The sequence below is a fragment of the Halopseudomonas xinjiangensis genome (assembly GCF_900104945.1).
In the GTDB taxonomy this organism is placed as follows: domain Bacteria; phylum Pseudomonadota; class Gammaproteobacteria; order Pseudomonadales; family Pseudomonadaceae; genus Halopseudomonas; species Halopseudomonas xinjiangensis.
Genome location: NZ_LT629736.1, coordinates 252836 through 274791 on the forward strand (window position 1 = coordinate 252836; position 21956 = coordinate 274791).

General features: G+C 62.4%; 18 protein-coding genes, 1 other RNA gene and 1 riboswitch. Of the genes, 14 read left to right on the forward strand and 5 right to left on the reverse strand.

The features are described from left to right. Window positions 1–23 precede the first annotated feature (23 nt). A complete protein-coding gene (gene rsmI, locus BLT85_RS01205; protein WP_093391433.1) occupies window positions 24–866 on the forward strand; it encodes a 16S rRNA (cytidine(1402)-2'-O)-methyltransferase in 843 nt (280 codons plus the stop codon). Between the two features lie 22 nt (window positions 867–888). Here the strand turns inward: rsmI and uca are convergent, their stop codons facing one another. From uca to BLT85_RS01230, 5 genes are all read right to left on the reverse strand, one after another. After that, a complete protein-coding gene (gene uca, locus BLT85_RS01210) occupies window positions 889–4491 on the reverse strand; it encodes an urea carboxylase (RefSeq protein WP_093391434.1) in 3603 nt (1200 codons plus the stop codon). Between the two features lie 96 nt (window positions 4492–4587). Beyond that, window positions 4588–5223 (reverse strand): urea amidolyase associated protein UAAP2, encoded by a 636-nt coding sequence (locus tag BLT85_RS01215; protein WP_093391435.1) that lies wholly within the window; start codon window positions 5221–5223, stop codon window positions 4588–4590. An 11-nt stretch (window positions 5224–5234) separates the two neighbouring features. After that, window positions 5235–5963 carry an urea amidolyase associated protein UAAP1 gene (locus BLT85_RS01220; RefSeq protein WP_093391436.1) on the reverse strand — a complete coding sequence of 243 codons (729 nt, stop codon included), beginning with the start codon at window positions 5961–5963 and terminating at the stop codon, window positions 5235–5237. Further along, entirely contained in the window at window positions 5960–6772 is an 813-nt protein-coding gene (locus tag BLT85_RS01225) for an ABC transporter ATP-binding protein (protein WP_093391437.1), read from the reverse strand. The genes BLT85_RS01220 and BLT85_RS01225 overlap by 4 nt, the downstream gene beginning before the upstream one ends. Before the next feature lies 1 nt (window position 6773). After that, window positions 6774–7592, reverse strand: a complete 819-nt coding sequence (locus BLT85_RS01230; RefSeq protein WP_093391438.1) for an ABC transporter permease — start codon at window positions 7590–7592, stop codon at window positions 6774–6776. Window positions 7593–7638: 46 nt separating this feature from the next. Then, a riboswitch (guanidine-I (ykkC/yxkD leader) is annotated at window positions 7639–7739 on the reverse strand. A gap of 253 nt (window positions 7740–7992) precedes the next feature. Between BLT85_RS01230 and rnpB the strand changes: the two genes are divergently transcribed. The 13 genes from rnpB (at window position 7993) to BLT85_RS01295 (ending at window position 21952) form a co-directional block, all read left to right on the forward strand. Further along, window positions 7993–8348, forward strand: an RNA gene (gene rnpB, locus BLT85_RS01235) — RNase P RNA component class A. 300 nt (window positions 8349–8648) lie between these two features. Continuing rightward, a complete protein-coding gene (gene mraZ, locus BLT85_RS01240) occupies window positions 8649–9101 on the forward strand; it encodes a division/cell wall cluster transcriptional repressor MraZ (protein WP_093391439.1) in 453 nt (150 codons plus the stop codon). Further along, window positions 9098–10036, forward strand: coding sequence for a 16S rRNA (cytosine(1402)-N(4))-methyltransferase RsmH (gene rsmH, locus BLT85_RS01245; RefSeq protein ID WP_093391440.1), 939 nt, complete (start codon window positions 9098–9100; stop codon window positions 10034–10036). Before mraZ ends, rsmH begins: the two co-directional genes overlap by 4 nt. Further along, a complete protein-coding gene (gene ftsL, locus BLT85_RS01250; protein ID WP_093391441.1) occupies window positions 10036–10341 on the forward strand; it encodes a cell division protein FtsL in 306 nt (101 codons plus the stop codon). The genes rsmH and ftsL overlap by 1 nt, the downstream gene beginning before the upstream one ends. Continuing rightward, on the forward strand, window positions 10338–12071 hold the full coding sequence (locus BLT85_RS01255) for a peptidoglycan D,D-transpeptidase FtsI family protein (RefSeq protein ID WP_093391442.1): 1734 nt from the start codon (window positions 10338–10340) through the stop codon (window positions 12069–12071). The genes ftsL and BLT85_RS01255 overlap by 4 nt, the downstream gene beginning before the upstream one ends. Then, a complete protein-coding gene (locus BLT85_RS01260) occupies window positions 12068–13522 on the forward strand; it encodes a UDP-N-acetylmuramoyl-L-alanyl-D-glutamate--2,6-diaminopimelate ligase (RefSeq protein WP_093391443.1) in 1455 nt (484 codons plus the stop codon). The genes BLT85_RS01255 and BLT85_RS01260 overlap by 4 nt, the downstream gene beginning before the upstream one ends. Further along, a complete protein-coding gene (locus BLT85_RS01265) occupies window positions 13515–14897 on the forward strand; it encodes a UDP-N-acetylmuramoyl-tripeptide--D-alanyl-D-alanine ligase (protein ID WP_093391444.1) in 1383 nt (460 codons plus the stop codon). The genes BLT85_RS01260 and BLT85_RS01265 overlap by 8 nt, the downstream gene beginning before the upstream one ends. 1 nt (window position 14898) lies before the next feature. Continuing rightward, on the forward strand, window positions 14899–15981 hold the full coding sequence (gene mraY, locus BLT85_RS01270) for a phospho-N-acetylmuramoyl-pentapeptide-transferase (RefSeq protein ID WP_093391445.1): 1083 nt from the start codon (window positions 14899–14901) through the stop codon (window positions 15979–15981). Between the two features lie 10 nt (window positions 15982–15991). Then, on the forward strand, window positions 15992–17341 hold the full coding sequence (murD, locus tag BLT85_RS01275) for a UDP-N-acetylmuramoyl-L-alanine--D-glutamate ligase (RefSeq protein ID WP_093391446.1): 1350 nt from the start codon (window positions 15992–15994) through the stop codon (window positions 17339–17341). After that, entirely contained in the window at window positions 17338–18519 is a 1182-nt protein-coding gene (gene ftsW, locus BLT85_RS01280; protein WP_093391447.1) for a putative lipid II flippase FtsW, read from the forward strand. The genes murD and ftsW overlap by 4 nt, the downstream gene beginning before the upstream one ends. Beyond that, window positions 18509–19582 carry an undecaprenyldiphospho-muramoylpentapeptide beta-N-acetylglucosaminyltransferase gene (murG, locus tag BLT85_RS01285; RefSeq protein WP_093391448.1) on the forward strand — a complete coding sequence of 358 codons (1074 nt, stop codon included), beginning with the start codon at window positions 18509–18511 and terminating at the stop codon, window positions 19580–19582. Before ftsW ends, murG begins: the two co-directional genes overlap by 11 nt. Window positions 19583–19616: 34 nt before the next feature. After that, window positions 19617–21035 (forward strand): UDP-N-acetylmuramate--L-alanine ligase, encoded by a 1419-nt coding sequence (gene murC, locus BLT85_RS01290; RefSeq protein ID WP_093391449.1) that lies wholly within the window; start codon window positions 19617–19619, stop codon window positions 21033–21035. Then, window positions 21035–21952, forward strand: coding sequence for a D-alanine--D-alanine ligase (locus tag BLT85_RS01295; protein WP_093391450.1), 918 nt, complete (start codon window positions 21035–21037; stop codon window positions 21950–21952). The genes murC and BLT85_RS01295 overlap by 1 nt, the downstream gene beginning before the upstream one ends. Window positions 21953–21956 lie beyond the last annotated feature (4 nt).

Consider the following 21956-nt stretch of genomic DNA (forward strand, 5'->3'; position numbering starts at 1 on the left):
GACCAGCCAGCCCGAGACTCGCCATGACTGCCGGAACCCTTCATATCGTCGCCACGCCCATCGGCAACCTCCAGGACATCAGCCCCCGCGCGCTGGACGTGCTGCGCTCGGTCAGTCTGATCGCTGCCGAGGACACCCGGCACAGTGCGCGCTTGCTGCAGCACTTTGGCATCCAGACCCCGACGACCGCCTGTCACGATCATAACGAGCGGGACAAGAGCGAGCGGCTGGTGCAACGGATGCTCGGCGGTGAAAGCATGGCGCTGATCTCCGATGCCGGCACGCCGCTGGTCTCCGATCCCGGCTACCACCTGGTGCGCCAGGCACGTGCGGCCGGCGTCCGCGTCAGCCCGGTTCCCGGTGCCTGCGCCCTGATCGCTGCGCTGAGCGCGGCAGGCCTGCCGTCGGATCGCTTCGCCTTTGAGGGGTTTCTTCCGGCCAAGGCGCATGGTCGTCGCCAGCGGATCGAGGCGCTGGCAGGCGAGTCGCGCACCTGGATGTTGTATGAGGCGCCGCATCGGCTGCTCGAATGCCTGGAAGACATGCGCGATTTGCTGGGTGACGACCGGCAGGTGGTGCTCGCACGCGAGTTGACCAAGACCTTCGAAACCATCAAGGGTGCGCCGCTGAGCGAGCTGGTCGAGTGGGTTCGCGGCGATTCCGACCAGCAGCGGGGCGAATGCGTGCTGTTGGTCGAAGGCGCGCCGCAGCGTGACGAGGATGCACTGGATCCGGAAGTCGAGCGCATCCTTGATGTGCTACTGGAAGATTTGCCGGTGAAGCAGGCCGCTGCGCTCGCGGCGAAGATCACTGGCGAGAAGAAGAACAAGCTGTACCAACTCGCGCTGGAGCGGGGCGGGCGCTAGGCGCCACACCCCGTTACAGCCTTCAGTCAGCGCCGATAACCAGCACCCGCTGCCCTGCGCGCACCGGAGAGCCCGGTTGTGCCTGGACGGCCTTGACCACGCCATCGACCGGCGCCGTAAGCGGTATCTCCATTTTCATCGATTCGAGAATCACCAGCACATCGCCAGCCTTGACAGTATCGCCTTCGCTCACCTGCACCTGCCAGAGGTTACCGGCGATGTGGCTCTCGACGCTGTGCTCCCCCGCTTGGAGCGGTGCGTCTTCGCCCACCTCGGCAACCGCTTCGTCACTTTGGTAATCCGCCTGGCCGTTGGCGATCCAGCGTTCGCGCTCGGCGTTGAACGCGGTCTTCTGCTGGTCGCGAAACGCCTGGATGCTGTCGGCCTCTTCATCGAGGAACGCCTGATACTCGTTGAGCTTGAGTTCGGTCTCTTCGACGCGCAGCGGATAGCGGCCCAGCGGAAAGTCGCGGCGAATCTGCAGCAGTTCGTCGGCGCTGACCGGATAGAAGCGAATCTGATCGAAGAAGCGCAACAGCCACGGCTGGCCGCCGAAGGCTTCCACTTCGCGATAGCGATTCCACATCTGCAGCGTGCGACCGACGAACTGATAGCCGCCCGGGCCTTCCATGCCATACACGCACATGTAGGCGCCGCCGATGCCCACCGAGTTCTCGGCCGTCCAGGTGCGCGCCGGGTTGTACTTGGTGGTGACCAGCCGGTGGCGCGGATCGAGCGGGGTGGCAACCGGCGCACCCAGGTACACATCACCGAGGCCCATGACCAGGTAGCTCGCCTCGAAGACGGTGCGGTACACCTCCTCCAGGTTGGGTAGATCGTTGATGCGGCGAATGAATTCCAGGTTGCTCGGACACCAGGGCGCGTCCTTGCGCACCGTCGTCATGTACTTCTGGATCGCCAGCTGGCAGGCCGGATCGTCCCAGGACAGCGGCAGGTGGACGATGCGCGAGGGCACCTTGAGGTCGCGCGCGCTGCATACCTGGTTCCATTCCCGCTCGACTGTGGCAAGCAGGCTGTCAAGCTGCAATGTTTCGGACTGGTAGTGAACCTGCAGCGAGCGAATGCCAGGCGTCAGATCAATCACACCTTCGAGTGCGAGGGCTTCGAGCGCCTGCATCAACGCATGCCCGCGGAAACGTAGCACCAGATCGAGCTCCGGCTGGCCGATTTCGAGCAGCAGATGCGTATCGCCAGAGAGGCGAGCGACCAGGCGGGTGTCGGCTTCGCCGATATCCAGCACGATGGGCGATGCGATGGGTTCGGCTGGGCTGTCCTGCGGGCACAGCGGGGCCAGCGATTCGATTTCGTTGCGGCGCGCGACCGCGAGCTCGCGGGCGCTCTCAAGACTCACCGGCACGAAGCGCAGCTTGTCGCCCGCCTTGAGCTGGCCGAGTTGCCACAGGTCCGCCTCGATGATGGTCACCGGGCAGACGAAGCCGCCCAGGCTCGGGCCATCCGGGCCGAGGATCACCGGCATGTCGCCGGTAAAGTCCACTGCGCCGATGGCGTAGGGGTTGTCGTGGATGTTGGACGGGTGCAGGCCCGCTTCGCCGCCATCTTCGCGGACCCATTCCGGCCGCGGTCCGATCAGTCGCACGCCGGTGCGGCTGGAGTTGAAATGCACTTCCCAATCGGTCGACAGGAAGCGCTCCATGTACGCCTGCGTGAAATATTCGGGCGCTGCGTGCGGGCCGTAGATGACTCGCAGCGTACGCACTTCGGGTAGCTGTGAGCACAGCTCGGCCATCAAGGACGCGCCGGCGTTGGCGTCGGTCAGCGCCGTCAGATGCAGTACGTCACCGGTGCGCAGCGCGCGGCCGGAGTGGCCGCCGAACTGGCCCAGCGTGAAGGTGCTCTTGCTGCCCAGATACTCCGGTACCTGAATGCCGCCGCGGATCGCCAGATAGCTGCGTGCACCAGCGCCGGCAATGGTGCCGATGGCCAGCGTGCTGCCAGCAGAGATGTGGAGGGCGGTGCACATGGGTTGCGCGGCGCCGTCCAGCGTCAACGGAATCTCCGCCCCGGTCACAACTACCACTGCGTCGGTATTGAAGCGCAGAGTGGGGCCGGTCATGGTGATTTCCAGGCCGGCGGCGTCTTCCGGGTTGCCCAACAGGCGATTACCCAGACGCAGGGCGCGATTGTCCATCGGGCCTGACGGCGGTACGCCGACAGCCCAGTATCCCAGGCGGCCCGGCACGTCCTGCACGGTGGTCTGGGTACCGCCGGTCAGCACTTCCATGGTCGTGCTGCGGTATTCCAGATCCTCAAGGCAGCGAGTCCAGGGGTGGCCGCTGGCGAAGGGTTTGTCACGCAGGATCTGCTGCAGGTAGCCCTGGTTGGTTTCAACGCCGTACAGCAGGGTAGCGCCCAGCGCTGTGTCGAGTGCTTCGATCGCCTCGTCACGGCTCGGCTGCCAGGCGATGACCTTGGCGATCATCGGATCGAAGTAGGGCGGAATCTCGCAACCGGCCTCGACCCAGGTGTCGATACGCAGTTGCTCGCCATCAGCTTCGGGAAACTGCACGGCAGTCAGCAGGCCAGGGCACGGCTGGAAGTCCCGGCCCGGATCTTCGGCATACAAACGCGCCTGAATCGCATGGCCCTTGGCTTCGAGACCATGGCCGAGCACGTCGAGGGAAGGCAGGTCGCCGGCGGCGAGCTGGATCATCCAGCTGACCAGGTCGACACCCCATACCTGCTCGGTGACGCCATGCTCGACTTGCAGGCGGGTGTTCACTTCAAGGAAATAGAAGCGGTCGGCCTCGCTGTCGTAGACGAATTCGACGGTGCCGGCGCTGCGGTAGCTGACGGCCTTGCCGAGCTGGATGGCGGCTTCGCACAGAGCTTCGGCCATGCCTTCCGGCAGGTTCGGCGCCGGGGTTTCTTCCAGCACCTTCTGGTTGCGCCGCTGCACCGAGCAGTCGCGGACGCCCAGGGCAACGACGTCGCCCTGGCCATCGCCAAAGATCTGCACTTCAAGATGGCGGGCGCGCTGGATGTATTTCTCGATGAATACGCCCGCGTCGCTGAAGTTGTTCTGGCCCAGGCGACGTACCGCTTCGAAGGCGTCGCTGAGCTCGGCTTTGCTGCGACATACTCGCATGCCAATGCCGCCACCGCCTGCCGTGCTCTTGAGCATGACTGGGTAGCCAACCCCCTCTGCCGCTTCGAGCGCGGTCTGAACGTTTTCCAGCAGCTCGGTGCCCTCCAGCATCGGTACGCCGTGCTGTTTGGCCAGTGCCCGTGCGGTGTGCTTGAGACCGAATACGCGGAGTTGCTCAGGGGTCGGGCCAACAAAAGCGATTCCTGCTGCTTCGCAGGCTTCGGCAAAGGCTGCATTTTCCGAGAGGAAGCCGTAACCGGGGTGGATCGCTTTGGCACCGGTCTGCCTGGCAACGCCGAGGATCTTCTCTACATCGAGATAGGTGGCCGAGGCGGGGCCCTCACCCAGCGAATGTGCCTCGTCAGCCTGCTGGATGTGCAGGCTCGCCGCGTCTGCCTCTGAGTACACCGCCACGCCCTGCACATCGAGCTGCTTCAGCGTGCGAAGAATGCGGCAGGCAATGGCGCCACGGTTGGCGATCAGCAATTTGTCGAACATCGTCATGTTCCTCGGCCAGGCCGTCCTGGACGTTTCGTTCCATGCCGCCGGGTCGTCCCGACGGGGTTGATTCGATTTACAAACGACGGGAGGCGCTCAGTCCCAGACCAGCATTTCTGCCGGAGTGGGGTTGTAGCCGTTGCAGGGGTTGTTCAGCTGCGGGCAGTTGGAAATCAGGATGATGATGTCCATGTGCGCGACCAACTCGACGTACTTGCCCGCGCCGGAAATGCCGTCTTCGAAGGTCAGGCCGCCTTCCGGTGTCACCGGCACGTTCATGAAGAAATTGATGTTGTGGCTGATGTCGGCCTTGGTCAGACGGCCGTCATGCAGCGAGGCGCGCAGGAAGTTGTCGCGGCAGCTGTGCATGTAGCGCGTGTCGAGCGCGTAGCGCACGGTGTTGCTTTCCTGCGCACAGGCGCCGCCTAGGGTGTCGTGGCGCCCGCAGGTGTCCGCGGTGATGGTCAGCATCGGATTGCCGCGGTTGCTGTACAGCACGCTGCCGGTGGTCAGGTAGACCTGGTTCTGGCGGCGCAGGGTGCGCTGTACGTCGTAGCGCTCGCGCGGGTTGGCGGCGCTGAAAAACAGCGTGTCGACAGCCTGGTTGCCTTCCAGATCCAGCAGGCGGACAGTCTGCCCGGCCTTGATGTCCTTCATCCAGGGTTCACCGGCGGGCATGACCGCGCGGTACGCGGCGTTCTCTGGCTGTTTGTCGCTGTGAGTCATTGTCATGGTTCGGCCCCTTACAGATAAGTGCGGTCGGTGTTGTGCAAGGCGCGCACGTTTTCCGGGCGCGTGTTGCGGCACAGCACGGTGATGCCGTCGTCGGCGACGCGATGCCAGCTCAGGCCGACCGGCTTGGGTGCGTAGTCGGGAGCAGGGTCCATCGGATGCTGTAACGCGGTGAGTACGACCAACGTGTCCATGGGGGCGTACAGCTCGATCACGTCGCCTGCCTTCGAGTTGCCTGAGTGAAATTCGAAAGCACCACTGGCATCGACGGTGACCTTGCTGAACAGGTTGAGAGCCATCAACAGGTCGGACAGGGTCATGTTCCACTTGCCCATTTCGACCAGCAGGTTGTCCACGCCGTTGCGGTAAAAACCATTGCGCAGTTCCTGATAGCGACCTTCGCCGTACTTGTCCTTCACTTCTTCTGCATTGAGCACCCCGCCGAAGCTATCGCTCCAGCCGCAGGTATCGGTGACGATCGCGGCCAGCACCTTGCCCATGTCCGAGTAGAGGCAATGGCCGGCCGTGAGCTTGGCGGTGTGCTGTCCCTTGAGCGAGTCGGGTAGGTTCAGGCGTTCGCTCTTGTCCTGGGCGTTGAACATCAGCAGGCTGACGTTGGCACCGCCTTCGATATCGGTCAGGCGCAGCAGTTGTCCGCGCTTGAGCACGAAGGAAGTATGGCCACCGCCGGGGACGGTTTCCTCATACAGCGTGGGTCGCAGGGCAGCAGGGATGCTCATGGGCGGGCTCCTTGATGGGTGTCGTCCGGCAGCTGACCGCCGGTAATGCGTTCGGGCAGGGCGCTGACGGCGTCACGCGCGGCCTTCCGGTCGCTGTTTAGGGGTATGTCATAAGTAATGCGCGCACCGTAGGCGCCGGGTGCTTGCGGATCGATACGGGTCTTGTCGAACACCAGCAGGCGCGTTCCGAGGGTGAAGCCTTCGGACAGATCGTGCGTCACCATGAACACGGTCAGCCCGGTTTGTTTCCACAATTCCAGCAGCAAATCGTGCATGTCCTTGCGGATGCCTGGGTCGAGCGCGCCGAATGGCTCGTCCAGCAGCAGGATGCGTGGCGTCTTGACCAGTGCCTGGGCAATCGCCAGGCGCTGCTGCATGCCGCCCGAAAGGGCGTGCGGGTATTTGTCGAGCGAATTGCCCAGGCCAACCTTTTCCAGGATGGCCACCGCCTTCTCGCGCGCTTCGCGCTTGGCGCTGCCGAAGAGTCGGCCAATCAGCGGTGCCTGCTGCAGCTCCATGCCCAGCATGACGTTGCCCAGCACGGTCAGATGTGGAAAGACCGAGTAGCGCTGGAATACCACGCCGCGATCCGGGCCCGGCTCCGGCGGCAGCGGCTTGCCATCGATGAGCAGTTGACCTCTGCTGGGCGTTTCCTGGCCGAGCAGCAGGCGCAGGAAGGTCGACTTGCCACACCCCGAAGCACCGACCATGGTGATGAATTCGCCGCTGGCGACTTCCAGATCCAGATTTTCCAGCACGACCTGATCGCCGTACTCCTGCCAGACTTGCTTGATGGAAATGGCGGACATGTCAGTGGGCTCCCTTGGGTTCGAACCAGGGGAACAGCACGCGTGTGGTTCCCTTCAGCAGGCGGTCCATGATGAAAGCGAGCAACGTGATCCAGGCGACATACGGCAAGATCACATCCATTGCCAGGTAACGGCGCACCAGGAAGATGCGATATCCCAGGCCGTCGGTCGACGCGATCGCCTCGGCGGCAATCAGAAACAGCCAGGCCGGGCCGAGAGCGAGTGCCAGCCCCTGCAGCAAACGCGGAAAGAGCTGCGGCAACACGACGCGGATCAGTACCTGCCATGTATTGGCGCCCAGGGTCTGCGCCTTGACCAACAGCTCTGCCGGGATCTCCTTGACGCGCTGCTCCATGTCGCGAATCAACACCGGCGTGATACCGATGACGATCAACATCACCTTGGATAGCTCGCCCAGCCCGAGCACGATGAACAGGATCGGCAGGATCGCTAGCGGTGGAATCATCGATAGCACCGTTGTCAGCGGAGACAGAGGCGTGCGTAACAATGGAATGAGCATGGCCATCCCGAGGACCAGGCTGACCAGAGCGGAGATGCCCAGGCCGGTCCCCAGACGTTTGAGGCTGGAAGCGGTGTCCTCCCACCATAGATAAGCGCCGGTGCGTCGATCCTCGGTAAAGGCCATGCGGTCCACGGCCTCAGCCATCTGGGTGAAGCTGGGCAGCAACTTGTCATCAGGGTTTTCTGCCAGACGCGCCTGGGAACTGAACAGATAGAACATCAGCAACAGAGCGAAGGGGAGAAGTATCAGCCCGAGGCGCAGCGGGCGGCTGGGTTCCCGGTTCATGAGGCGGGGCATGGCAGTCTCCAATGGGTACACGTGACGAGATCTCAGCTGTCTGAGGCTCTCCCGGGCTTTTATCCCGCCGTGTAACCCCCTGCCGGAGGTCGACAACTCTCGGACCAGTCACCTGCGTTGCAGGCCGGAACCCTAGTCGTCCATTGATGTTCATTTTAGCGACCCGCTTGGGCCGAATAACACCTGGGTCAGACAGACCCGATCTCGCATATTGTCATTGTCAATGCACTTGCTGTGCCAATTGCCTCGAGTGCCGCAAAACGGGGCGCCGGGAGCCGTGGCTATTCGGGAAGTCGGTTCTCCGCCGGCCTAATTGCACCGATGTGGTGCGCTACGTGCGCTGAATCTGTGCGCTTGAGAAATCTTGCCGTTAGCCGCGAAGCGGGATAACCTTGCCGCAAGAGTTGGCTGGACAGTCGCTGTAGCGCGCAAGCGTTATGGAGGAAAGTCCGGGCTCCATAGGGCAGAGTGCCAGGTAACGCCTGGGAGGCGCGAGCCTACGGAAAGTGCAGCAGAGAGTAGACCGCCGATGGCCTCGCAAGAGGATCAGGTAAGGGTGAAAGGGTGCGGTAAGAGCGCACCGCGCGACTGGCAACAGTTCGTGGCACGGTAAACCCCACTCGGAGCAAGACCAAATAGGAACCCGTTGGTGCGGCCCGCACTGGGTTCGGGTAGGTTGCTACAGGCAGTCAGTGATGGCTGTCGCAGAGGAATGACTGTTCTCGACAGAACCCGGCTTACAGGCCAACTCTTATTTCTTCCTTTCTGTCCTTCAGATGCCCCGCTTTAGTCCAAAAAAATATTACTCGTGAGACTTTACTTTAAGTTGTCACGCCATCCCCTTGTACGTGGTCTCCTTTGTCCCGCCATATTCATGTCGTTTCTCCCCCGCTGAGCCCTTTTTGGACCTAACCCCCCGTCAATAAAGGATTTTTCGTCAGTTGCTCACTTGACGGTGTATAGGCGCATTTCTATAGTGTGCCGAAGTGGTATGAAGTGGATAAAAGTGGGATTTATTGGCATGGACAGCCGGTCTTTCAGGGGAAGCTCTTAATCGTGTTCCGAGGAACCAACGCCATCAGTCTTGACGCCAAAGGGCGGCTTGCGATGCCATCACGGTATCGCGACCGGCTCGTGGGCGCCTGCGAAGGTCAGTTGGTGGCAACGATCGCCCTGGAAGAGAAGTGTCTGTGGATCTACCCCCTGCCTGAATGGGAAAAGGTCGAGCAGCAGCTCGCCGCCGCCCCCAACATGAATCAGCAGGTCAAGCGCCTGCAGCGTCTGCTCATCGGCAACGCCAATGATATCGAACTCGACGGTAATGGCCGCTTCGTTGTGCCGCCATTGCTACGCGATCACGCAGGTCTGGACAAAAAAGTCATGCTGGTCGGACAGCTGAACAAGTTCGAACTGTGGAGTGAAGACGCGTGGCTGGCTCAGACCGACGCTTATCTTGAACAGCAGGGCATCGGCGAGCTGCCGGTGGAACTGCAGTCATTGAGTCTATGATCATGCAGCCGACCCTCCAACACATCAGCGTGCTGCTCAATGAAGCCCTTGTCGGGCTCGATGTTCGTCCGGACGGACTTTATGTCGATGGCACCTTCGGTCGCGGAGGGCATAGCAGAGCGATTCTCGACAAGCTTGGGGAGAGCGGCCGGCTGATTGCCTTCGACAAGGACCCGGAGGCGATTCGGGTCGGAGACCAGCTGGCGGCCGAAGACGGCCGCTTTGTCGTTGTACGCCGTTCGTTTGCCGATATGGCGGAAGAGCTTCGCCAGCGAGGCGAAAGCGGCACGGTAGACGGCGTGCTGCTCGATCTCGGTGTTTCGTCCCCGCAGCTTGACGATCCCGAGCGCGGCTTCAGCTTCCTCAACGACGGTCCGCTGGACATGCGCATGGACCCGACTCAGGGTCAGAGCGCAGCTCAGTGGATCAACTCGGCGAGTGAAGCCGACATCGCTACCGTGCTCTTCGAATACGGTGAAGAGCGTTTTTCGCGTCGTATGGCCAAGGCCATCGTGATGCGTCGTGCCGAGCAGCCGTTCACCCGAACCGCTGATCTGGCGGAAGTGATCAAACAGGCCAATCCGGCCTGGGAAAAACACAAGCATCCGGCCACGCGGGCCTTTCAGGGCATTCGCATCTTCATCAATCGCGAGCTGGATGACTTGTCGCTGGGCCTGAAGGCCGCGCTCGAAGTGCTCGCTCCAGGCGGGCGTCTGGTGGTGATCAGCTTTCATTCGCTGGAAGACCGGCTGGTCAAGCAGTTCATGCGGCTCGAAGCCAAGGGTGCGCCGATACCGCGCGGCCTGCCGATCCGCGAGAGCGACATTTCAGTCAGCGTCAATCTTGTCGGCAAGGCGATCAAGCCGTCTGCCGACGAAGTGTCTGCCAACTCTCGGTCTCGTAGCGCCGTGCTGCGCATTGCGGAGAAACGTTGATGGACACGCCGGATAAGAAGCCCGTCCGTCTTGGTCTGCCGCGCAGCAGCGGTTGGCTGTTGTGCGTCTGGGTGCTGGTCGTGGCCTCTGCGCTTGCCGTGCCTTACAGCGCTCATTGGAGCCGGATGTTGCTCAACGAACTGGCGGCAGAAATGACGGTGCGCGAAAAGGCGCAGGCGGAATGGGGTCGGCTGGTACTCGAACAGAGCACCTGGACTGCGCACAGTCGCGTCGAGGCAATCGCCACGACGCAACTGAAAATGCGCGTTCCGGAAGCTGCTGAAGTCATTCTGGTGAAGCCATGATCAGTATCAAGCCCAACGGCAGCCTATATCCCTGGCGCTTCCGTCTGGTCATAGCTCTACTCGGTCTGTTCTGTGTAGCCATCGGGTATCGCATCGTCGAGCTGCATGTACTCGATGAAGGCTTTCTCAAGGATCAGGGCGACAAGCGCAGCGTGCGGCACGTGACCATTCCGGCGCACCGCGGACAGATCACCGATCGGCATGGCGAGCCCCTAGCGGTGAGCACGCCGGTCGTCACGTTGTGGGCGAACCCCACGCAGCTGCTCGGTCATGAGGAGCGGTGGGCCGAACTGGCCAAAGCACTGGGGGCCGACCCCAAGACCTTCCGCGAGCGGCTCAAGGCCAATGCCGACAAGGAATTCATTTATCTGCGCCGGCGCATGACCCCACAGGACGGCGAGGCGGTCATGGCGCTCAAGGTGCCAGGGGTTTACAGCATCGAGGAATATCGCCGGTTCTATCCAGCGGGTGAAGTGGCTGCGCATCTGGTCGGTTTCACCAATGTCGACGAAGCCGGTCAGGAAGGTCTGGAGCTGGCCTATGATCAGTGGCTGCAGGGCGTACCCGGCAAGCGGCAGGTGCTACAGGACCGTCGCGGACGTCTCATCAAGGACGTCCAGGTTGTCAGCAACGCCCGCCCGGGCAATGAGCTAAGACTGTCCGTTGACCTTCGCCTTCAATACATAGCGCACCGCGAGCTGCGCGATGCGCTGAAGAATTTCGGCGCCAAAGCCGGTTCCGTCGTTCTAGTCGACGTGCGTAGCGGAGAAGTGCTGGCCATGGCCAACCATCCTTCGTACAACCCGAACAATCGCGCCAATCTCAAGCCGGACATGATGCGCAACCGCGCGTTGATCGATGTGTTCGAACCCGGTTCGCCAATCAAGACGTTCACTGTGGCTGCAGCGCTGATGTCCGGGCGTTATCAGCCCAACACTGTTATGGATACCCGCCCCGGCAGCATGCGGGTGGCGACCATGACTGTGCGTGACATTCACAACTACGGCGTACTCGACGTGACCGGAGTAATCGTCAAGTCGAGCAACGTCGGCGTGGCCAAGATGACGCTGGATATCGGTGCCGAGCCGCTCTACAACCTGTTACAGCAGCTTGGCCTGGGCGAGTACACCGGCCTCGGCTTCCCCGGTGAGAGCGTCGGACGCCTGCCCAGTCGGCGCAAGTGGCCGCAGGTGGAAACCGCCACACTGTCCTACGGCTATGGTCTGTCGGTCACTGCAACACAGCTGGCGCAGGCTTACGCCGCGCTGGGCAACGGCGGGCGGCGCGTGCCGCTTTCGCTGCTGAAGGTCGATCAGGCGCCGGCAGGCGAGCAGGTCATCCCCAGCGAGGTCAGCCAGCAGATCCTCGATATGCTTCGCGCGACCGTTGATGGTCAGGGCGGTACCGGTTCGCGCGCTCGCGTACCGGGCTATCAGGTCGGCGGCAAGACTGGCACCGTGCACAAGACGCTTGCCTCGGGTGGCTATGCCAAGGACCGCTATCGCTCAGTTTTCGCCGGCATCGCGCCGATCAGCAATCCGCGTTTCGCCGCAGTAGTGGTGATCGACGAGCCGAGCAAGGGGCAGTATTACGGCGGCCTGGTCGCCGCACCGGTATTCGGTGAGGTCATGTCCGGCGCGCTGCGTCTGCTCAACGTGACCCCTGATGACCTGCCCGCACTGCAGCAGGTCGAGCTGCCTCCGTTGGAAAAGGAGGGCTCGCGCGGATGAGACTTTCCGAACTGTTTCCAGACTGGCAGGGCAGCGACGTGGCGATCTCGAGCATCGAAATCGACAGCCGCCGCGTGGCTGAGGGCTGCCTGTTTCTCGCCGTGCCGGGCCTGCGCCAGGATGGTCGTGACTATATAAAGCAGGCAATTGACGCCGGCGCCTCGGCAATTGCCTATGAAGCTGGCGATGGCCACGAGCCAGTCGATATCGCCGTTCCCTGCATTCCGGTGACGGCACTGGCAGACAAGCTTTCAACGCTCGCCGGCCAGTTCTACGGCAATCCTTCGCAAAAGCTGGGGTTGATCGGCGTAACCGGAACCAACGGCAAGACCAGCGTATCGCAGATGCTGGCGCAGGTTCTGGACGTGCTCGGCAAGCCATGCGGAATCATCGGCACATTGGGTAGTGGCATGTTCGGCAGGCTGAACGAGCATGGCATGACCACGCCTGACGCGTTGCGGGTTCAGGAGCAGCTTGCCCGGCTGCAGGCCAAAGGCGCGGCCTGGGTAGCGATGGAGGTGTCGTCGCATGCGCTGGATCAAGGCCGGGTCGCTGCGGTCGACTTTGATATCGGCGTATTCACCAATCTCAGTCGCGATCACCTGGATTACCACGGTGATATGCAGCGCTATGGCGCAGCCAAGGCGCGGCTATTCGCCATGCCGCTACGTACGGCAGTGATCAATCTGGACGACGCATTTGGCCGCGAGCTGGCGTCAGCCTGTGGCATGCCGGTGATCGGCTACAGCATTGCAGACGCGCAGGCCACGCTGCATTGCAGCGACGCCGCCTTCGACAGCACCGGCATCCATGCAGCTGTTCACTTCGGTAATGAGCAGGCGCAGCTCGATAGCCCGCTGCTGGGCACGTTCAACCTGAGCAACCTGCTCGCCGTGATTGGTTGCCTGCTGGCGCTCGAGGTGCCGCTGGCGCAAGCCGTTTCACTGACGCAGCAGGTCATGCCGCCAGCTGGGCGCATGCAGCGTCTGGGAGGCGGTGTCGCTCCGCTGGTGGTGGTTGACTACGCACATACTCCGGACGCCCTGCAAAACGCGCTGGCGGCAGTGCGCGCCCACGTTCACGGCAGGCTCACCTGTGTATTCGGCTGTGGCGGGGATCGCGACGCCGGTAAGCGGCCTCTGATGGCGCAAGCCGCGGAGCAGGGCGCTGACGCTGTGGTCGTCACCGATGACAATCCGCGCAGCGAAGCCTCAGACCGCATCATCGAACACATCATGCAAGGCTTCGAGCAGCCACAGCATGTGCGAATCATGCCCGCTCGCGCCGAGGCTATCCGCGAAACCATTGCTGCGGCAACCGCTGGCGATGTGATCCTGCTCGCCGGCAAAGGACACGAAACTTACCAGGAGATCAACGGCGTGCGTTATCCGTTCAACGACCTGGACCAGGCCCGGCAAGCACTCGCCGGATGGGAGGTTAGCCATGCTTGAAGCCAAGCGCCTGAGCGATATGGTCAAAGCACTGAGCGCCAGCCTGCATGGCGATGATGCTCGTTTCGACCACGTCTGCATCGATTCGCGTGAAGCGCGGACGGGCTCGCTGTTCGTTGCGCTGCAGGGCAGCCGTGTGAACGGTCACGACTTCGTCGGCAAGGCCCGCGAGCGCGGCGCCGTCGCTGCGCTGGTCGAATATCTGGTTGATGATCCACTGCCACAACTGCTGGTGCACGACGCCCAACTGGCGTTGGGGCAGCTGGGCGCGCTGGCGCGAGACGATTTTTCCGGCCCGCTGGTCGCCATCACTGGTTCCAGCGGGAAGACCAGCGTCAAGGAAATGCTGGCGGCGATTCTTCGCGAAGAAGGGCCTGTGCTCGCCACCCGCGGCAACTTGAACAACGAACTCGGCGTTCCGCTGACCCTGCTCGAACTCTCCGTCGAGCATAAGTTCGCAGTGATCGAAATGGGCGCAGCGGGCATTGGCGACATCGCCTACAGCATGCGCCTGGCACGTCCGCATGTCAGTGTTCTGACCAACGCCGGCACTGCCCACGTCGGCCGCTTCGGCGGTCCAGAGCAGGTGGCGCGTGCCAAGAGCGAGATCTACACCGGGCTCGACGCCGATGGCCAGGCGGTGATCAACCTCGATAGCCCGTGGTTCGAGCAGTGGTATCAGCTGCTGGGCAAACGCAAGAGTTTCGCCTTCAGCCTGCAAAACCCAACCGCCGAGTTGCGCGCCGAGTCGGTCGAGCTCGACCGACGCGGTTGCCCGGGCTTCGCGCTGGTGACGCCGAAAGGCTCGATCACCGTACAGCTCAACCTGCTTGGCAAGCACAACATTGCCAATGCTCTGGCTGCTGCAGGCGCCGCGCTGGCGCTGGATGTCGATCTCGAAATGATCCGCCGTGGCCTGGCCAAGGTGATGCCGGTGCCAGGTCGCGCCCAGAGCCTGCCGGGCAAGGATGGCGCGTTGATCATCGATGACAGCTATAACGCCAACCCTGGTTCGGTGAAGGCTGCAATCGATCTGCTCGCAGCCTTCGAAGGCAAGCGAATCCTGGTGCTCGGTGATATGGGCGAGCTGGGCCAGTGGGAAGAGGAAAGCCACCGCGAGGTGGGCGACTACGCGAGCGAGCAAGGGCTCGACGGGCTGTACGCGGTCGGCAGGCTCTCGGCCCTGGCCGTGGAGAGCTTTGGCGAAGGTGCCCGGCTGTTTGCCAGCAAGGCCGAGCTGACAGCCGCGCTGCTGGATCAGCTCTCCTCGGACGTGCGCGTACTGGTCAAGGGATCACGCAGTGCCGGAATGGAACAAGTCGTCGCCGGGCTGACCGAACACAACGATAACCATAACGACGACAAGGCTCATTGAGATGCTCCTGTTACTAGCTCAATACCTTCAGCAGTTTCATACCGGGTTCTCGGTATTTCAGTACCTGACCCTGCGCGGCATTCTCGGTGTGCTGACCGCACTGGGCATCGCTCTGTTCATGGGCCCGCAGATGATTCGTGCGCTGGTGTTTCGGCAGATCGGCCAATCCGTGCGCAACGATGGTCCGCAGAGTCACCTGTCCAAGGCCGGTACGCCGACCATGGGCGGAGCACTGATCCTCATCGCGATTGCAGTGAGCACGTTACTTTGGGCCGATCTGACCAATCTGTATGTCTGGGTAGTATTGGGCGTCACGCTGTCGTTCGGTGCGATCGGCTGGGTCGACGACTACCGCAAGGTCATCGAAAAGAACTCGCGCGGACTGCCGTCGCGCTGGAAGTATTTCTGGCAGTCGGTGTTCGGCCTGACCGTCGCGGTCATTCTCTATTTCACCGCACAGACCCCGATCGAAACCACGCTGATCGTGCCGTTCTTCAAGGATGTGACGATTCAGCTGGGGCTGTTCTACATCGTGCTGACCTACTTCGTGATTGTCGGCTCGAGCAATGCGGTCAACCTGACTGATGGCCTCGACGGGCTGGCGATCATGCCTACGGTCATGGTGGGTGGTGCGCTGGGCATCTTCGCGTATCTCTCGGGCAACGTGCGCTTCGCCGACTACCTGCTGATCCCCTACGTACTAGGGTCCGGCGAACTGATCATCTTCTGTGGCGCGTTGCTCGGCGCGGGCCTGGGTTTTCTCTGGTTCAACACGTATCCGGCTCAGGTGTTCATGGGCGACGTCGGTGCACTGGCCCTCGGCGCTGCGCTGGGCACCATCGCGGTGATCGTTCGGCAGGAAATCGTGCTGTTCATCATGGGCGGCATTTTCGTCGTCGAGACACTGTCGGTCATCGTCCAGGTTGCCTCGTTCAAGCTGACCGGGCGCCGCGTTTTCCGTATGGCACCGATTCACCACCATTTCGAATTGAAGGGCTGGCCTGAGCCACGCGTAATTGTGCGTTTCTGGATTATCACCGTGGTACTGGTGCTGATCGGCCTTGCCACCCTGAAGCTGCGTTGAGGAAAAGACTGTGTCACTGATTACCACGGACAAGAAGCGGATCATCGTCGGGCTCGGTAGCACCGGGCTCTCGGTCGCCCGTTTTCTGGCGGGCCGTGGGATTCCCTTTGCCGTCGCCGATACCCGCCAGACGCCGCCCGGGCTGGATCAGCTCAAGCGCTTTGCGCCTATGGCCGACCTGTATCTGGGTGAACTGGACGCCGACCTGCTATCCAGCGCTGGCGAACTGATCGTCAGTCCGGGTATCGCGCTGGCCACGCCTGCGCTGCAGCAGGCGAAGGCCGCCGGCGTCAGCATCATCGGGGACATACAGCTGTTCGCCCGCGAGGCGAAAGCTCCGATCATTGCGATCACCGGGTCGAACGCAAAAAGCACGGTAACGACGCTGGTCGGCGAGATGGCTCGGGCAGCCGGAAAGCGCGTTGGTGTTGGTGGCAATCTCGGCACGCCGGCACTCGATCTGCTTGAAGAGAACGCCGACCTATATGTGCTCGAGCTTTCCAGCTTCCAGCTGGAAACCACCGAGCGGCTGAACGCCGCGGTCGCTACCGTGCTGAATATCAGCGAAGACCACATGGACCGTTACGCCAACCTGGGCGCTTATCACCAGGCCAAGCACCGGATTTTCCGTGGCGCGCGCAGCGTCGTAATCAACCGTGACGATCCGCTATCGCGCCCGCTGGTTGCCGACGAGTTGCCGCGTTGGACGTTCGGTCTGTCGCGTCCGGATTTCCATGGTTTCGGACTGCTTACCGAGGCGGGCATCATCTCGCTCGCCTACGAATTCGACGCGATCATGCCGGTCGCGGAACTGAAGATTCGTGGCGCGCACAACCAGTCGAATGCTCTGGCGGCTCTCGCGCTGGGCCAGGCCGCCGGTTTGCCTATGCCGGCCATGCTCGAGGCTTTGCGAAACTTCGCAGGTCTTGCCCATCGCTGCCAGTGGGTAGGCCAGCGGGCCGGAGTCGACTACTACGACGACTCCAAGGCAACCAATGTCGGCGCTGCGCTGGCTGCGATCGAAGGGCTGGGCGCCGACATCCAGGGCCAGTTGGTACTGATCGCCGGTGGCGATGGCAAGGGCGCCGATTTCGCGCCCCTGCGCACACCGGTCTCCCGTCATTGCCGTGCCGTGGTGCTGCTGGGTCGTGATGCTCCGGTGCTGGAGCAGACCCTATCCGGGGCAAGCCAACTGATCCGCGTCGACACATTGGAGCAGGCCGTGGAGACGGCTGCTGAACAGGCCCGGCCGGGTGATGCGGTGCTGTTGTCGCCCGCATGCGCAAGCCTGGACATGTTCAAGAATTTCGAAGAGCGCGGCAGGCTCTTTGCAGCAGCCGTGCAGAGGATGCCGCAATGATCTGGGCCGATGTCATTCAGCGCGCCACCGGGCCACTGGCCGGTGAGCGTCGCTTCGATATGGACCTCCCGCTGCTGGTCGGCGCGCTGTGCCTGCTCGGGCTGGGGCTGGTAATGGTCAGCTCCGCCTCCATGGAAGTCGCCGCCGGGCAACTCGGCAACCCCATGTTCTACATGGTTCGCCAGATCATCTATCTGTTGATCGGTATCGCGGCCCTGCTGGTCACGCTGTCGATTCCGCTGGCTCTGTGGGAGCAGTTTCGCTTCCCCTTGCTGTTCCTCGGCTTTGCTCTGCTGGTGGCAGTCTTGATTCCCGGCATCGGTCGGGAAGTGAACGGTAGCTGGCGCTGGATCCAGGTCGGTCCGATCAACGTCCAGCCCTCCGAGTTGGCCAAGCTGTTCGCCGTGGTCTTCCTCGCCGGCTATCTGGTCCACCGCAAAGAAGAAGTAAAGGAGCAGTGGTTCGGCTTCATCAAGCCATTCATGGTGCTCGGCCCCATGGCCTGGCTATTGATCATCGAGCCGGACTTCGGCGCGACTGTCGTTCTGATGGGCGCGGCTACGGGCATGCTATTTCTCGGCGGCGTTGGGCTGTTCCGGTTCGCCCTCCTGTTCGGATCCCTAGGCGGCATGGCGGGTCTGCTGGTGCTGTTCGAGCCCTATCGCCTGCAGCGCCTCACTGGCTTTCTCAACCCCTGGAACGACCCGTATGGCACCGGCTATCAACTGACCCAGGCGCTGATCGCGTTCGGTCGCGGTGACTGGTTCGGCATGGGGCTGGGCAACAGCATCCAGAAACAGTTCTATCTGCCGGAAGCACACACCGACTTCGTATTCGCGGTGCTGGCCGAAGAGCTGGGGCTTATCGGTGCTCTGGCCGCTTTCGGGCTGCTGATCTTCGTTGCCATCCGCAGCCTGTATATCGGCCTTTGGGCCGAGCGCGCCGGCCGGCTGTTTTCCGCTTACCTGGCCTACGGTCTGGCGATCATGTGGTGCGGTCAGATTCTGATCAATGTCGGCGTAAATGTCGGGCTGCTGCCTACCAAGGGCTTGACGCTGCCCTTCCTCAGTTATGGGGGCAGTTCGCTCGTGGTCTGTTGTATCAGTCTCGGATTGCTGCTGCGTATCGACTGGGAGCGCCGGCAGGCGCAAAAGGAGGGCGCAGCCAATGGCCAATAACGTTCTGATCATGGCTGGCGGCACTGGCGGGCATGTTTTCCCGGCACTGGCCTGCGCTCGGCTGTTGCGTGACCAGGGCTACCAGGTCCATTGGCTTGGCACCCGCCGCGGCATCGAAGCGGAACTGGTCCCGGCGGCGGGCTTCCCGATTCACTACATCGATATCCAGGGCCTGCGTGGTAAGGGCAAGTCTGCGCTGCTTAAGGCGCCGTTCGCGCTGACCCGTGCGCTGCGTCAGGCGTTGGCCATCATCAACGAGCTGAAGCCGATCTTCGTGCTTGGCGCTGGCGGCTATGTTACCGGCCCCGGCGGGCTGGCTGCCTGGATGCGCCGGGTACCGGTCATCATCCACGAGCAGAACGCGGTGGTAGGCACAGCGAACCGTTTGCTGGCGAATATCGCCGCGCGGCGCTGCGAAGGCTTCCCCGGCAGTTTCGCCGACGACAGCAAGCGCCGCAGCACCGGCAATCCGGTGCGCGACGAGATTTTTCAGGTTCCGGCGCTGGATTACGACGGTAGCCGGCGTCCGCGGCTTTTGGTTCTCGGCGGCAGCCTTGGCGCTGCCCCGTTGAACCGTATCGTGCCTGAGGCGGTATCCATGCTGCCTCTGGAAGAGCGTCCTGAGATCGTCCATCAGTGCGGCAAACAGCACGTCGAAGCGGCCAGCGACAGCTACGCCACCTGCGGCGTGCAGGCGATTGTCGAGCCGTTCATTGCCGATATGGCCGGCGCCTATGCCTGGGCCGATCTGATTGTATGTCGCGCGGGCGCGCTAACGGTGGCCGAGCTCGCCGCAGCCGGGCGCCCAGCGCTGCTGGTGCCGCTGCCGCATGCCATCGACGATCATCAGAGCGCCAATGCGAGATTCCTTGCCGAGCATGGAGCCGCCGAGCTGTTGCCTCAGGCGACGCTTAGCGGCGATGTGCTGGCCGAGCGTCTGCACACGCTATTTACCAAACCGGAGATTCTGCAACACATGGCAGCCAGCGCCCGCAAACAGGCCGCACCCAACGCGACCTCCGACGTCATTCGTGCCTGCCTGGAGGTTGCTCGTGAGCACTAAGACCCGCCAACAAGCTACCTTCCATCTACCGGAGATGCGCCGCATCCGGCGCGTGCACTTTGTCGGCATCGGTGGCGCCGGCATGTGCGGTATCGCTGAAGTATTGCTGAACCTTGGATACGAAGTATCCGGCTCGGACCTGAAGCGATCTGCGGTCACGCAGCGACTGGAAAACTTTGGTGCGCGTATAGATGTCGGTCACCGTGCCGAAAATGTCCAGCAGGCGGATGTGCTGGTCGTCTCCAGCGCGATCAACCCGGAAAATCCGGAAGTAGCCGGAGCCATCGAGCGTCGCATTCCCGTCGTCCCGCGCGCGGAAATGCTCGCCGAGCTGATGCGCTACCGGCACGGCATCGCCGTAGCGGGCACGCACGGCAAGACCACTACGACCAGCCTGATCGCCTCGGTGCTCGCCGCGGAAGGTCTCAGCCCGACCTTCGTTATCGGAGGCCGGTTGACCAGCGCCGGCACCAACGCGCAGCTCGGTGAGAGCCGTTACCTGGTCGCTGAGGCGGACGAGAGCGACGCGTCCTTCCTGCATCTGCAGCCGATGGTGGCCATCGTCACCAACATCGATGCCGACCACATGGCTACCTACGAGGGTGACTTCAACCGTCTGAAACGCACCTTCGTCGAGTTCCTGCACAACCTGCCGTTCTACGGTCTGGCGGTCCTGTGCATCGACGACCCGGTGGTACGCGAGATCCTGCCGCAGGTGAACCGTCAGGTCATCACCTATGGCCAGTCCGAAGACGCCGACATCCGCGCCGTAGACATTCATCAGGACGGCATGCAGACACATTTCACCGTGCTGCGTGACGGCAAGGATGCGTTGAAGGTCTGCGTGAACATGCCAGGCGTGCACAACGTACTCAACGCCCTGGCGACCATTGCCGTGGCCACGGACGAAGGTGTCAGCGATGCCGCCATCGTCAAGGGTCTGACCGGCTTCGAGGGTGTGGGCCGGCGCTTCCAGGTTTACGGCCATTACAGCATTGGCGAAGGCGACGACGTCATGCTGGTCGACGATTACGGTCACCACCCGCGCGAAGTGAATGCCGTGATCAAGGCGGTGCGGGCCGGCTGGCCGGAGCGTCGGCTAGTGATGATCTACCAGCCGCACCGCTTCACGCGCACCCGCGATCTGTACGAAGACTTCGTCCAGGTACTGGCCGATACCAATGCTCTGTTGCTGATGGAAGTGTATCCGGCCGGTGAAGAGCCGATCCCGGGGGCGGACAGCAAGAACCTCTGCCGCAGCATCCGTCAGCGAGGCCATATCGATCCGATTTACGTGGAACGTGACGCTGACGTCATGCCGTTGCTGGAAGCCGTATTGCGCCCCGGGGACATCTTGTTGACTCAGGGTGCCGGTGACATCGGCGGCCTGGCTCCGCAGCTGGCCGAGGCGCTGGCGCAGCTGGCTGAAAAGAACACCGGAGGTAAGGCTTGATGATTGACGTGAAAGCCTTTGGGCGCGTTGCAGTGCTCTACGGCGGTCGCTCTGCCGAACGTGAAGTGTCGTTGAAGTCCGGTGCGGCAGTGCTCGAAGCGCTGCAAGGCGCAGGCGTGGATGCGTATGGTATCGACGCCGGGCAGGACCTCGCTGAGCGCCTGATCGCCGATCGCCCGGATCGCGTGTTCATCGCCCTGCACGGCCGCGGCGGCGAAGATGGCAGCCTGCAAGGTCTGCTGGAAAGCTTGCGCCTGCCGTATACGGGCAGTGGCGTGCTGGCTTCGGCGCTCGGGATGGACAAGCTGCGCACGAAGTTCGTCTGGCAAAGCCTGGGTTTGTCGACGCCGCGCTATGAAGTACTGCGCAACAAGTCGGATTGCAACGCCATCTTTGAACAACTGGGTGGGCCACTGATCGTCAAACCGGTGCATGAAGGCTCCAGCATCGGCATGTCCAAGGCAACCACTCTGGCCGAGCTGGAACAGGCCTGGGACGACGCACAGCAGTACGACGACCAGTCCCTGGTGGAGCAGTGGATCACCGGCGCCGAGTTCACCGTGGCGATTCTTGACGGCCGTGCGTTGCCGGCCATCCGCCTGCACACGCCGCACACCTTTTATGACTACAACGCCAAATACCTCGCCAACGATACGCAGTACCTGTGCCCGTGCGGACTGCCCGAAGACAGGGAGCGCGAGCTAGCCGATCTGTGCCTCGCTGCGTTCCACGCCGTTGGTTGCAAGGGCTGGGGACGGGTTGACGTGATGCAGGACGAATCCGGGCGGTTCTATCTGTTGGAAGTGAATACCGTACCGGGCATGACCGATCACAGCCTGGTCCCGATGGCAGCGAAGGCCGCCGGGATGTCATTTACCGATCTGGTTCTGGCGATTCTAGCCAGCGCCGATTACTGAGGGC

Coding starts and splice junctions, on each gene's coding strand:
- rsmI (WP_093391433.1), top strand. CDS start 24: ATGACTGCCGGAACCCTTCATATCGTCGCCACGCCCATCGGCAACCTC.
- uca (WP_093391434.1), bottom strand. CDS start 4,491: ATGTTCGACAAATTGCTGATCGCCAACCGTGGCGCCATTGCCTGCCGC.
- BLT85_RS01215 (WP_093391435.1), bottom strand. CDS start 5,223: ATGACAATGACTCACAGCGACAAACAGCCAGAGAACGCCGCGTACCGC.
- BLT85_RS01220 (WP_093391436.1), bottom strand. CDS start 5,963: ATGAGCATCCCTGCTGCCCTGCGACCCACGCTGTATGAGGAAACCGTC.
- BLT85_RS01225 (WP_093391437.1), bottom strand. CDS start 6,772: ATGTCCGCCATTTCCATCAAGCAAGTCTGGCAGGAGTACGGCGATCAG.
- BLT85_RS01230 (WP_093391438.1), bottom strand. CDS start 7,592: ATGCCCCGCCTCATGAACCGGGAACCCAGCCGCCCGCTGCGCCTCGGG.
- rsmH (WP_093391440.1), top strand. CDS start 9,098: ATGATCATGCAGCCGACCCTCCAACACATCAGCGTGCTGCTCAATGAA.
- ftsL (WP_093391441.1), top strand. CDS start 10,036: ATGGACACGCCGGATAAGAAGCCCGTCCGTCTTGGTCTGCCGCGCAGC.
- BLT85_RS01255 (WP_093391442.1), top strand. CDS start 10,338: ATGATCAGTATCAAGCCCAACGGCAGCCTATATCCCTGGCGCTTCCGT.
- BLT85_RS01260 (WP_093391443.1), top strand. CDS start 12,068: ATGAGACTTTCCGAACTGTTTCCAGACTGGCAGGGCAGCGACGTGGCG.
- BLT85_RS01265 (WP_093391444.1), top strand. CDS start 13,515: ATGCTTGAAGCCAAGCGCCTGAGCGATATGGTCAAAGCACTGAGCGCC.
- mraY (WP_093391445.1), top strand. CDS start 14,899: ATGCTCCTGTTACTAGCTCAATACCTTCAGCAGTTTCATACCGGGTTC.
- ftsW (WP_093391447.1), top strand. CDS start 17,338: ATGATCTGGGCCGATGTCATTCAGCGCGCCACCGGGCCACTGGCCGGT.
- murG (WP_093391448.1), top strand. CDS start 18,509: ATGGCCAATAACGTTCTGATCATGGCTGGCGGCACTGGCGGGCATGTT.
- murC (WP_093391449.1), top strand. CDS start 19,617: ATGCGCCGCATCCGGCGCGTGCACTTTGTCGGCATCGGTGGCGCCGGC.
- BLT85_RS01295 (WP_093391450.1), top strand. CDS start 21,035: ATGATTGACGTGAAAGCCTTTGGGCGCGTTGCAGTGCTCTACGGCGGT.